Origin of the sequence: Actinomadura sp. 7K534 (assembly GCF_004348575.1) — a bacterium.
GTDB classification, from domain to species: domain Bacteria; phylum Actinomycetota; class Actinomycetes; order Streptosporangiales; family Streptosporangiaceae; genus Spirillospora; species Spirillospora livida.
The window spans coordinates 148,932-159,970 of record NZ_SMKB01000001.1; the positions used below are offsets into that span (position 1 = coordinate 148,932).

Sequence of the window (11,039 nt, forward strand, 5' to 3'; positions counted from 1 at the left end):
GGGCATGTCGTACCGAGTCACGTTCGTCTGCACCGGCAACATCTGCCGCTCGCCCATGGCCGAGTGGGTCCTGCGCCATCACGTGGAGGAGGAGGGGTTGGACGTCGAGGTGGACAGTTCGGGCACCGGGAACTGGCACGTGGGCAACGACGCCGACGAGCGGACCGTAGCCGCGCTGGCGCGCGCGGGATACCGCTCCGCGCACATCGCCCGCCAGTTCGAGGCCGACTGGTTCGACCGCTACGACCTGATCCTCGCGCTGGACGAGGGCCACAAGCGCGCACTGCGGGCGATGGCGCCGGACGAGGAGGCGCGCGGCAGGATCCGGATGCTGCGCGAGTTCGACCCGGACGCGGGCCCCGATCTCGACGTCCCCGACCCCTACTACGGCGGCCGCGACGACTTCGACCTCGTCATGGAGCAGGTGGAGGCGGCCATGCCGGGCCTCCTGGAGGAGATCCGCGCCGCGCTCAAGGAGGCTGAGCCGGGTGAGGGACGGGCTTGAGCGCCTGCTCGGAACACCGGTCGACGACCTGACCGACCTGGGGTCCAGCCACTCCTGGACGCTGCACCGCGCGTCCCTGGCCGACGGCCGCGAAGTCTTCGTGAAAGCCGCCTCTGACCAGGAGGACGTCTTCGCGGCAGAGGCAGCCGGGCTGCGATGGCTGGGGGAGGCGGGCCCCGGGACGCCCGTTCCCGAGGTCGTCGCGGCGGACGGCGGCATGCTCGTCCTGCCCTGGCTGCCGTCCGCGTCGCCCACCCCGGCCGCCGCCGAGCGCCTCGGGCGCGAACTGGCCGCCCTGCACACCGGCGCCCGCCCGCGGGCCTACGGGGCGCCCTGGGACGGCTACATCGCCGACCTGCCGTTGGACAACACGCCCGACGACCGCGGCTGGCCCCGCTGGTACGCCGAGCGCCGGCTCGAACCGTTCCTCCGCCGCGGCGCCCGGCACCTCTCGTCCGGCGACGTCCGGCTGGTCGAGCGGGTGATGGCGGACGTCGAGGCGCTCGCCGGGCCGCCGGAGCCGCCGAGCCGCATCCACGGCGACCTGTGGTCGGGCAACGTCCTGTGGACCGGCGACCGGGCGATGCTCATCGACCCGGCCGCGCACGGCGGCCACCGCGAGACCGATCTGGCGATGATGGCGCTGTTCGGGACGCCGCACCTGGAACGCGTCCTCGCCGCCTACGACGAGGCCGCGCCCCTGGCGGACGGCTGGCGCGCACGGGTCCCGCTGCACCAGCTGCATCCGCTCCTCGTGCACGTGGCGCTCTTCGGCGCGTCGTATCGTGCTTCCCTGGTCGATGCCGCGCGGGCGGCGCTCGGCTGACGCCGCCCGCGACTCCGGTGCGGAGCGGCGCTCGCATGAGGTAGAAACGACGGGCACGGGCAACGGAAGGGCAGGTGCGGGTCGACCCCATGAGCGACAGGCGCGAGGATCCACCCCCCGGGACGAGCCTCGGCTCGTGGAAGGGACTCGTCCCCATCGGCGTCGCCGCCGCCGCGGCGCTGGTCATCGGCGCGGGCGTGGACGTGGTGCGGAGCCACCAGCGCGCCGCGAAGAAGGAACGCGAGGCCAAGACCTCGGCGGAGGCCGCGCAGAGCCCGGCGCGCTACGTCGTCGGCATCACCGAGTCCGGTGCCGCGCTCGTCGTCCGGGACACGCAGACCGGTGACGACGTCGGCCTCCCCGTCGCCGCGCCGCCGGACCGCCGCTTCCACCGCGTCGCCCCCGCGCGGGACGGCTCGTACGTCGTCGCGTCCTACGCCGGCCGGGACGTGACGTTCCAGCGCTTCTTCCTGGATGAGGACGGGCGCCCCAAGTCCCTGGAGGACATCGCGAAGGCCGGCATCTCCGGCACGGGCGCGTCCACCAAGTGGTCGGAACTCGCCGTGAGCTCGAACGGCGACCGCTTCGCCTACGTCACCTACAAGGGCATGCGCGCCCGCGTGGAGGTCGTGTCGTTCCAGGACGGTGCCCGCAAGGTGTGGACGACGAAGTCGCCCGGCCGTATCGGAAGCCTCTCGTGGTCGGGTGCGACGCTGTCGTTCGTCTGGAGCCCTGTCCGGGCGGTGGGCGGCGAGGTCAAGGAGACCAAGCACGAGGTCCGCACGCTCGACACGGACGGTGCCGGGGGCGACCTGAGGGTGAGCAAGGCACTCATGCCCCTCCCCGAGGACGGCACGGCGGCGGTCTTCTACGGCAAGGGCATCGCCGTCGGCATCATGAAGGACTCCCAGCTCTCCGTTCAGGTGTACACGCTGGAGGGGCAGCCCGGCGAGGTCGTGTGGCAGCAGAACGTGAAGGGCGACCTCACCGACCTTGACGCGACCCCCATGGGCAATGCCTTCCTCGCCACCGCCGGCGACCTCTATCCACAAGGCACGCACCCCGTTCCCGGAGAGGACCTCACCGACGCCGCCTGGTGAGCGGCCCGCCTGGACGGCCTAAAGTGGATCGCACGAAACCGGGCGAACGGAGCGAAACCGTGGGCATGGTGATGGCAGTCAGCTTCACCCGTTACGGCCGGCTCTACTACCTCGACCCAGGTCCGCACACCCCGAAGGTCGGCGACAAGGTCCTCGTCCCGACCGACTCGGGCCCCGAGGTCGCCGAGTGCGTGTGGGCGCCGCAGTGGGTCTCCGACGACATCGGCGGCCTCCCCGAATGCGCCGGCCCCGCCACCGACGAGCACCTCGCCCGCGACGAGACCAACCGCCGCCGCCGGGCCGAGGGCCGCTCGATCGCGAAGCGGCTCATACGCAAGCACGACCTCCCGATGAAGGTCATCGGCGTCGACTACCTCGACACCGACAACGTCTTCAAGATCTACTTCACGGCGCCGCACCGCGTCGACTTCCGCGCCCTCGTCCGCGACCTGGCCCGCGGCATCAAGGCCCGCGTCGAGCTGCGGCAGGTCGGCCCCCGCGACGAGGCCCGCCTCCAGGGCGGCATCGGCCCCTGCGGCCGCGACCTGTGCTGCGCCACCTTCCTCAAGGACTTCGAGCCGGTCTCCGTCCGCATGGCGAAGGAGCAGGACCTGCCGGTCAACCCGCTGCGCATCGCCGGGGCGTGCGGCCGCCTGATGTGCTGCCTCAAGTACGAGCACCCCCTCTACGTCAAGGCGCACGAGCGGATGCCCGCCCTCGGCTCCCGCGTGGAGACCCCCAGCGGGCCCGGGCAGGTCGTGGGGCGGAACGTGCCGTCCGACAAGGTCACCGTCCGGCTCAACGGCGGCGGGCGCTGCTCCTGCCCGTCCGCCTCGGTCTGCTCGCCGCGCCGCCAGCACGACGCGCACTACAACGACGGCGAAGGCACCGGCGACGCGACCTGACCGGCCGCAAATCCAGTTGTGGCACGGTCCGGGGCAGATCTATGGTCGCGTCCCGTGTATGGGGATGTGCGATTGCTCGGAATCGACGAGCTCGGTGCCTGCCAGCGGCTAGCCAAGGACCGGGGGTGGGGGCCGGAGGACCACAAGTGGCGCTTCCTGTTCTCCGTCGGACACGTCTACGGCGTGGACGACGGGAACGGCGAACTCGCCGGGACGGTGGTGTGCACCCCATACGGGAAGGACATCGCCGCCATCAGCATGGTGCTGGTCGCCAAACGCTTCGAGCGGCGCGGCCTGGGCGGACGGATGATGCGCCACGTGATGGACGAGGCCGGAACCGCCAGCATCTGCCTGACCGCCACGGACTACGGACGTCCTCTGTACGAGCGGATGGGCTTCAGGTCCATGGGGCTGTGCACCACGTACACGGGAGTGTCCAGGGGGTCGTCCAAGGGGAGCGTGTCCAAGCCGGTAGAGGAAGCCGACATGGCCGCCGTCCACGCACTCGATACCGAGGTGTTCGGCGCCGACCGCTCGCAGGTGGTCGAGGGATTGCCTTCGTTCTGCGAGACGCTACGGGTCGTCCGGGACGGGCCAGGTATCGCCGGCTACGGCGGTGCGTGGCGCAACGGCGACCAGGTCGTCATCGGCCCCGTCATCGCGCAGGACGCCGAAACCGCGCTCACGCTGGTGGACGAGGTCGTCCCCGAAGGCATGGTGAGGCTCGACATCGACCACCGGCACCCTGAGCTGATCGACTGGGCGGAGCGGCACGGCCTGCGTCCCGCGTTCACCACCACGATCATGGAGTTCGGCGCTCCCGTCGCGAACGACCCGTCCCGCCTCTTCCTGCCCGTGGCGCAGGCCCTCGGCTGAACCGCGCCGCTCAGCCGGCCTTCGCCGTGCGCGCCCCACCGGGCAGGGCGTACCGGAAGATCTTCTTCCACGTGCTCGTGACCTGCTTGGACAGCGACCCCGTGTGGTACGGCAGGTCGTACTTCTCGCAGAGCTGCCGGACGCGCGGGGCGATCTCGGCGTAGCGGTTGCTCGGCAGGTCCGGGAACAGGTGGTGCTCGATCTGGTGGCTGAGGTTGCCGCTCATCAGGTGGAACAGCGGCCCGCCCGTGATGTTGGCCGACCCGCAGAGCTGCCGGACGTACCACTCGCCCTTCGTCTCGCCCTCCAGCCGCTCCTCCTCGAACAGCTCCACGTCCCCGGGGAAGTGCCCGCAAAAGATGATCATGTGGGCCCAGAAGTTGCGGACGACGTTCGCGGTGAAGTTCGCCGCCAGCGTGGAGACGAACTGCGGGCCGGTGAGCAGCGGGAACGCCAGGTAGTCCTTGCCCCACTGGCGGCGGATCTTGCGGCCGATCGCGCGCAGCTTCTCCTTGGTGACCTCTTCGTCGTGCCGGCCCGTCCGGATCTTGTCGATCTCCAGGTCGTGCACCGCGACCCCGTACTCGAAGAACATCGCGAGCAGCAGGTTGTAGAGGGGCTGCGCGATGTAGACCGGGGCCCACTTCTGCTCGGGCGCGATCCGCAGGATGCCGTAGCCGACGTCGTTGTCCTTGCCGAGCACGTTGGTGAACGTGTGGTGGACGAAGTTGTGCGAGTGCTTCCACTGCTCGGCGGGGGAGACGTTGTCCCACTCCCACGTCGTCGAGTGGATCTTCGGGTCGCGCATCCAGTCCCACTGGCCGTGCATGACGTTGTGCCCGATCTCCATGTTCTCCAGGATCTTCGCGACGGCGAGCGTCGCGGTCCCGGCGACCCAGGCGGGCGGCAGCGAGGACGCCATCAGCAGCGCGCGGCCGCCGGCCTCCAGGCCGCGCTGCCAGCGGATCACCCGCCGGATGTAGGCGGCGTCGCGCGCCCCGAGCGTCTCGGTGATCTCGTCGCGGAGTGCGTCGAGCTCGCGGGCGATGGTCTCGTAGTCCTCGGGCGTGAGCCGGTCCGCGGTACCGGCCTCCGGGGTCTTGGTCGTGGTGACGGTCATCGTCGTGCTCCTCTCAAAGTTCGATCTCCACCGGGCCGGCGGCGGCCGAGACGCAGGTCTGGACGATCTCGCCCTCGTCGCCGTGGACCTCGCCGGTGCGCAGGTCGCGGACCTTGCCGGAGCACAGCCGGCCGACGCAGCTGTAGCAGATGCCCATCCGGCAGCCGCTCGGCAGCAGCGCCCCGGCCTCCTCGCCGGCGACCAGCAGCGGGGTGGACCCGTCCGCGTCCACCTCGATCCCGCTCTTGCTGAACGTGACGCGCCCGCCCTCACCGGTACCGCCCGCCAGGACGGTCTGAAAACGTTCCACGCGCAGGCGTTCCTCGGCTCCGGCCGCCCGCCAGTGCTCGGCGAGGTCGTCCAGCATCGCGCCGGGGCCGCAGGCCCACGCCTCGCGCTCGGCCCAGTCGGGGCAGATCTCCGGCAGGTCGGACGGCTTGACGCGGCCGTCCGCCGCCGTGTGCCGCTCGTGCAGCCGCACCCCGTCCATCCGGCGGAGCTCGGCGCCGAAGATCACGTCGCCGCCCGTCCGGTCCGAGTGGACGAGCACCACGTCGGACGCGCCGCGCAGGTGCCGCAGCATCGCCATGACCGGCGTGATCCCGCTGCCCGCCGTGACGAACAGCAGCTTCGCCGGGACGGGCGAGGGCAGCACGAAGTCGCCCTCCGCCGGAGCGAGCCGGACGATCGTGCCCGGCCGCATCTCGCGGACGAGATGCGCGGAGACGAAACCGTCCGGCGCCGCCTTGACCGTGATCGTGATGCGGCCGTCCGGCTTCGGCGGGGACGACAGGGAGAACGTCCGCCAGTGCCGGACGCCGTCGATGTCGACCCCGACCTTGACCCACTGGCCCGGCCGGTGCCCCCGCCACATCCGGCCCGGCCTGATCAGCAGGGTCGCCACGGACGGCGCCTCGTGCCGGACGGCCTCGACCCGGCCCCGGAGCTCCTCCGTGGACAGCAGCGGGTTCACCAGGCCGAGGTAGTCCTCCGGCAGCAGCGGCGTGGTCAGCTGCCGCGCGAACGCCGTGAGCCGCTGCGCGACCGTGCCCCGGCTCGCGGTGGTGGGTGTGTTCCGGGTTGCGGCGGCCAAGATGCCTCCCCGATGGCGCGTAACTTACGGTTCCGTAAGCTACGGAGAGGTAACCAGAGGTTTCAAGACATCCGCCGCTAAAGCGATCGGAATCACACCATCAGCTGATGTTTCATCCGGCGGTGTCATCGCCCCGGTTTCTTGGCCGGGTGTTTGAGACTCCGTGCCCGAAGGGATGGAACACGAACACCGGGAAGTGGCCGCCGGCGCCCGCGCCGACGTAGCGTAGGCGGCGGCGTACGTGCCGCTACGACGAGACGGGGTCAAGGGTGCGGGCAGCGAAGACCATCGGCGTGGCCACCGTGCTTGCGTTCACGGCGGTCGCCGGGTGCAGCGACGGGGGCGGCGAGAACACCGCCCGGTCCGCCGTCCCCACCGGGCTCGACACGTTCTACGAGCAGAAGCCGTCCTGGAAGGACTGCAAGGACGATTTCGAGTGCGCCACCGTCCAGGTGCCGCTGGACTACTCCAAGCCGTCCAGCGAGAAGATCGGGATCTCCGTCATCCGGCTCCCGGCCTCGGACGGCTCCAACCGGATCGGCTCGCTGCTCACCAACCCGGGCGGCCCCGGCGGCTCCGGCGTCGACTTCATCCGCCAGGCCGCCCGCGCCTTCGGCGCCGACCTCCGCAGCCGCTTCGACCTCGTCGGCTTCGACCCCCGCGGCGTCGCCGACAGCGCCGCGGTCCGCTGCAACACCGGCGCCCAGCTCGACGCCTTCTTCGCCACCGACGCCTCCCCGGACGACCAGCGCGAGACCGACCGCCTCGGCGCCCAAGGCGAGAAGTTCGCGCAGAACTGCGAGACCAAGGCCGAGGACAAGCTCCCCTACGTGGGCACTGTCAACGCCGCCCGCGACATGGACATCCTCCGCGCCGCCCTGGGCGACGACAAGCTCACCTACTACGGCGCCTCCTACGGCACCTACCTCGGCGCCTTCTACGCCGAGCAGTTCCCCAAGAACTTCCGCGCCCTCGTCCTGGACGGCGCCGTCGACCCCAACCTCTCCTCGACCGACCTCCTGATCGAACAGGCCAAGGGCTTCGAGACGGCCCTGCGCGCCTTCGCCGAAGACTGCGTCGGGACGGGCAACTGCCCCTTCGGCACCTCCGCCGACGCCGTCATCGAGAGCATCTCCACCTTCCTCGCCGAAACCGACAAGCAGCCCCTCACCAGCTCCCGGGACTCCCGCAAGGTGACCGAGTCCCTGGCCGTGATGGGCATCGCCCGGTCCCTGTACGTCAAGGAGTACTGGCCCGTCCTCCGCCAGGCCCTGACCGCGGCCATGCAGAACAAGGACGGCACCACCCTCCTCGGCCTCGCGGACGAGATGGTCGAACGCGAACCCGACGGCACCTACAGCAACCAGACCGACGCCAACATGGCCGTCAACTGCGTCGACAAGCCCAACCCCCCGGACCTCGCCACCTACGGCGAGGCCGCCGCCGAAGCCAAGAAGGTCGCCCCCCGCTTCGGCCCCTTCGTCGTCTGGGGCGGCATCCCCTGCGTCTACTGGCCCACCCAGACCGACCAGGAACCCAAACCCCTCACCGCCAACGGCGCCGCCCCCATCCTCGTCATCGGCACCACCCGCGACCCCGCCACCCCGTACAAGTGGTCCGAGAACCTCGCCGACCAGCTCTCCAGCGGCGTCCTGCTCACCTACGACGGCGACGGCCACACCGCCTACCTCCAGGGCAACCCCTGCATCACCAAGGCCACCGGCGACTACCTGATCACCGGCGACCCGCCCGACAACGGAACCAAGTGCCGCTGAATAACCAGTGCACACCCACCCCCGCGGACCCGGTAGACTCTTTCCCGCCGTGCCCGACCCGGCAAGCCGCCTTAGCTCAGTCGGCAGAGCGATTCACTCGTAATGAATAGGTCATCGGTTCGATTCCGATAGGCGGCTCCCACGTCAGAGGCCCCTTCCACTCCCGGAAGGGGCCTCTGGTTGTTCGGGTGGCATGGAGGGGAGCGAATCACCACCGCCACGTCAGTCTCCCCGGCACGCAGCGGCCGTCAGTCCGGCTGGCGGGTCAGGGCCATGCCGCCCGGGGTGGACGCGTTCCGCACCTGGTTCGCGGAGACGACCCGCCGCGGGAACCACTGGATGACCTGGAACCTGAGGGCCCGCAGACGCGTCGACCTGGAAGAGGTCGCTCGGCGCTTCGGCGGCGAGGTGGTGACGGCCCCGGGTGCCCGGCGACCCGACGGCACCACCACAACGACGATCATGGCTCCGGGCGACGCTGCGGTGACGTGGTCGCGGGGACTGCCGAACTGGTACTTCCATGAGGACCTGACGCAGCACCCCGCGCGCCGTGCCCCGATGACCCACGAGCACCCGCTGCGCGAGATCTCCTGGTTGGAGGTAGGTGGCGACCCGTCCGAACTGGAGGAGCACGTGGGCCCCGAGACGTTCGCCGCGCTTCCACTCCGGTTCATCGACGGCCCAGCAGGCCTGCACGGCGTAGGGCTGACCACCGAGGACGGCGCAGAGATCGCGCTACGCGCCCCCACGGCCGCCCCCGGCCTCGCGGAACTCGCGGCCCAAGAAGCGTGACCGCAAACGGCCGGCCGGGCCCATCCGCCACCCGTCCGGTCATGAACGGAGGTGGTCGGGTGGCTTGCCAACGCCTGTAGAGGCGGGCGGTGAGGGGGTAGGGGCGAGCGGTAAGGCCAGGGCTAGGGCTTCGGGGTCAGGTGCTCGGCGAGGATCTTCAGGTGGGTTTCGCGGGCCTCGGTGTGGTGGCGGCGGCCTGCGTCGGTGAGTTCGACGAAGATGCCGCGGCGGTCGTTCTGGCATAGGGCTCGCTGGACGTAACCCTGTTTCTCCAGGCGGGCGACGGTGCGGGACAGGGCGCTCTGGCTCAGGTACATGGCCGCGGCGACCTCCTGCATGCGGCACTTCACACTGTTGAGGTCGACAAGGCGGTCGAGTGTCTCGTACTCGCTCATGGTGAGGCCGTGAGCGTCCTGCAGGGCGCGCTCGAGGGCACACGCAACCGCGTTGTAGCAGGTCGCGAGCTCGCGCCACCGGACGATCAGGTCAGCCTCCACCTTCATGGCGCGCATCCTAGCATGTGCACGCATCAGATGCTCAGTCATTAAATTCCTGAGAATCTAGTGCGTGGACATCTGATGCACACGCATGTACCGTCCTCCGACGTGACTATCACTGACACCTCAACCGCTTCTGCAGTCCGCGGGCCGGCCGCCTCGGATGCGGCCGGACAGGCCTGGACCCCCCGGCTCTGGGGGGTCCTCGCGGTGCTGTGCGCCGTGTTGTTCCTCGATGCGCTCGACGTCTCGATGGTGGGCGTGGCGCTCCCGTCGATCGGTGCCGAGCTTGGCCTTTCGACGACTTCGTTGCAGTGGATCGTGAACGGCTACGTGCTCGGTTACGGTGGCCTGCTCCTGCTGGGCGGGCGCACCGCCGACCTGCTGGGACGCCGCCGGGTCTTCCTCACCGCACTGGGCGTGTTCGCCCTCGCCTCCCTGGTCGGCGGCCTCGTGGACAACGGGGTGCTCCTGATCGCCACCCGTTTCGTCAAGGGACTGGCAGCCGCGTTCACCGCACCGACCGCACTTTCCATCCTGACCACCACCTTCCATGAGGGGCCCGCACGCAACCGGGCGCTGTCCGTGTTCTCGGTCTTCGGCGCCAGCGGCTACTCGTCCGGCCTGATCCTCGGTGGGCTGCTCACCGGATTCGGGTGGCGCTGGACCTTCCTCACGCCCGTGCCGATCGCCCTCATCGCCCTGGTCGCGGGCGCCGCGCTGATTCCCCGGGACAAGCCGGCGGCGAGCGGCGGTCACGACCTCGTCGGCGCTGTGACCTTGAGCGGCGGCATGCTGCTCGCCGTCTACACCGTCGTCTCCGCCCCGGATCGGGGGTGGCTCGACCCGGTCACGCTCGCCGTCGCCGCGTCGGCGGCCGCGTTGCTGGTCGCCTTCTTCGTCACCGAGAACCGGGTGCGGCACCCGCTGGTCCGGCTGGGAATCCTGCGAATCGGGGCGGTCGTCCAGGCCAATCTGAGCATCGTCGCGCTGTTCGGCTCGTACCTCAGCTTCCAGTTCATGATGACGCTCTACCTGCAGGACGTGCTCGGCTGGTCGCCGCTGAAGATGGCGATGGCGCTGCTGCCCGCGGGGCTCTTCGTGGCCTTCGGGTCGCCGTTCGTCGGCCGCCTGATCGACCGCTACGGGACGGCCCGCTTGATCATCACCTCCATGACGTCCCTGACCCTCGGGTACGGATGGTTCCTGGCCACGGCGGGGAACGCCCCCCACTACGTCCTGACCATCCTGCCGACGATGCTGCTGCTGGGCGGCGGGTTCGCGTTCGGGTTCAGCTCGATCATGAGCCAGGCGACGGACGGCATCGACGACTCCGAGCAGGGCCTCGCCTCCGGTCTGGTCAACACCTCGGGCCAGGTCGGCGCCGCCCTGGTCCTCGCAGTCGTGACCGCCCTGGTCGCGACCGGAACCACCACCGGCGGAGACGGCTTCTCCGACTTCACCCCAGGCGTCAACCTGGTCAGCGCCGTAGCCGTAACCGGCCTCCTCTTGAACCTCCTCGCCCTCCGCCGCCGCCCCACCCACCACAC

At 70.4% G+C, this 11,039-nt stretch carries 11 protein-coding genes and 1 tRNA gene; 9 read left to right on the forward strand and 3 right to left on the reverse strand.

Annotated features, from left to right (window positions below; translation table 11 throughout):
• The first annotated feature begins 4 nt into the window (after positions 1 to 4).
• From E1266_RS00655 to E1266_RS00675, 5 genes are all read left to right on the forward strand, one after another.
• Positions 5 to 505: a low molecular weight protein-tyrosine-phosphatase gene (locus E1266_RS00655; protein WP_132042526.1), complete on the forward strand. Its 501-nt coding sequence runs from the start codon at positions 5 to 7 to the stop codon at positions 503 to 505.
• Positions 489 to 1,331, forward strand: a complete 843-nt coding sequence (locus E1266_RS00660; RefSeq protein WP_243718143.1) for a fructosamine kinase family protein — start codon at positions 489 to 491, stop codon at positions 1,329 to 1,331. The genes E1266_RS00655 and E1266_RS00660 overlap by 17 nt, the downstream gene beginning before the upstream one ends.
• An 89-nt stretch (positions 1,332 to 1,420) precedes the next feature.
• The gene (locus E1266_RS00665) at positions 1,421 to 2,431 is read left to right on the forward strand and encodes a hypothetical protein (RefSeq protein WP_132042530.1); all 1,011 of its coding nucleotides are present in this window, start codon (positions 1,421 to 1,423) and stop codon (positions 2,429 to 2,431) included.
• A gap of 65 nt (positions 2,432 to 2,496) precedes the next feature.
• Complete coding sequence (gene ricT, locus E1266_RS00670) at positions 2,497 to 3,336, forward strand: regulatory iron-sulfur-containing complex subunit RicT (RefSeq protein WP_132042578.1); 840 nt, start codon at positions 2,497 to 2,499, stop codon at positions 3,334 to 3,336.
• A gap of 72 nt (positions 3,337 to 3,408) precedes the next feature.
• Entirely contained in the window at positions 3,409 to 4,212 is an 804-nt protein-coding gene (locus E1266_RS00675) for a GNAT family N-acetyltransferase (RefSeq protein ID WP_165965884.1), read from the forward strand.
• 10 nt (positions 4,213 to 4,222) lie between these two features.
• Here E1266_RS00675 and E1266_RS00680 read toward each other — a convergent pair whose 3' ends face one another.
• Together E1266_RS00680 and E1266_RS00685 are read right to left on the reverse strand one after the other, a co-directional pair.
• A complete protein-coding gene (locus tag E1266_RS00680; RefSeq protein ID WP_132042535.1) occupies positions 4,223 to 5,332 on the reverse strand; it encodes an acyl-CoA desaturase in 1,110 nt (369 codons plus the stop codon).
• 13 nt (positions 5,333 to 5,345) lie between these two features.
• Positions 5,346 to 6,425: a ferredoxin reductase gene (locus E1266_RS00685; protein WP_243718144.1), complete on the reverse strand. Its 1,080-nt coding sequence runs from the start codon at positions 6,423 to 6,425 to the stop codon at positions 5,346 to 5,348.
• Between the two features lie 293 nt (positions 6,426 to 6,718).
• Here E1266_RS00685 and E1266_RS00690 point away from each other — a divergent pair, with 293 nt between their 5' ends.
• From E1266_RS00690 to E1266_RS00700, 3 genes are all read left to right on the forward strand, one after another.
• Positions 6,719 to 8,200 (forward strand): alpha/beta hydrolase, encoded by a 1,482-nt coding sequence (locus tag E1266_RS00690; protein ID WP_132042539.1) that lies wholly within the window; start codon positions 6,719 to 6,721, stop codon positions 8,198 to 8,200.
• A gap of 65 nt (positions 8,201 to 8,265) precedes the next feature.
• Positions 8,266 to 8,338 (forward strand) — tRNA-Thr (locus E1266_RS00695).
• Between the two features lie 135 nt (positions 8,339 to 8,473).
• A complete protein-coding gene (locus E1266_RS00700) occupies positions 8,474 to 8,992 on the forward strand; it encodes a hypothetical protein (RefSeq protein WP_132042542.1) in 519 nt (172 codons plus the stop codon).
• A gap of 122 nt (positions 8,993 to 9,114) precedes the next feature.
• Here E1266_RS00700 and E1266_RS00705 read toward each other — a convergent pair whose 3' ends face one another.
• Complete coding sequence (locus E1266_RS00705) at positions 9,115 to 9,495, reverse strand: MarR family transcriptional regulator (protein ID WP_132042544.1); 381 nt, start codon at positions 9,493 to 9,495, stop codon at positions 9,115 to 9,117.
• A 216-nt stretch (positions 9,496 to 9,711) separates the two neighbouring features.
• Between E1266_RS00705 and E1266_RS00710 the strand changes: the two genes are divergently transcribed.
• Positions 9,712 to 11,039, forward strand: a 1,328-nt coding sequence (locus E1266_RS00710; RefSeq protein ID WP_347876696.1) for an MFS transporter, incomplete at its 3' end; no start/stop codon positions are given.

Excerpts from the sequence above, each read along its gene's own strand:
- E1266_RS00655 (WP_132042526.1), top strand. The coding sequence starts at position 5 with ATGTCGTACCGAGTCACGTTCGTCTGCACCGGCAACATCTGCCGCTCG.
- E1266_RS00665 (WP_132042530.1), top strand. The coding sequence starts at position 1,421 with ATGAGCGACAGGCGCGAGGATCCACCCCCCGGGACGAGCCTCGGCTCG.
- ricT (WP_132042578.1), top strand. The coding sequence starts at position 2,497 with ATGGTGATGGCAGTCAGCTTCACCCGTTACGGCCGGCTCTACTACCTC.
- E1266_RS00680 (WP_132042535.1), bottom strand. The coding sequence starts at position 5,332 with ATGACCGTCACCACGACCAAGACCCCGGAGGCCGGTACCGCGGACCGG.
- E1266_RS00700 (WP_132042542.1), top strand. The coding sequence starts at position 8,474 with ATGCCGCCCGGGGTGGACGCGTTCCGCACCTGGTTCGCGGAGACGACC.
- E1266_RS00705 (WP_132042544.1), bottom strand. The coding sequence starts at position 9,495 with ATGAAGGTGGAGGCTGACCTGATCGTCCGGTGGCGCGAGCTCGCGACC.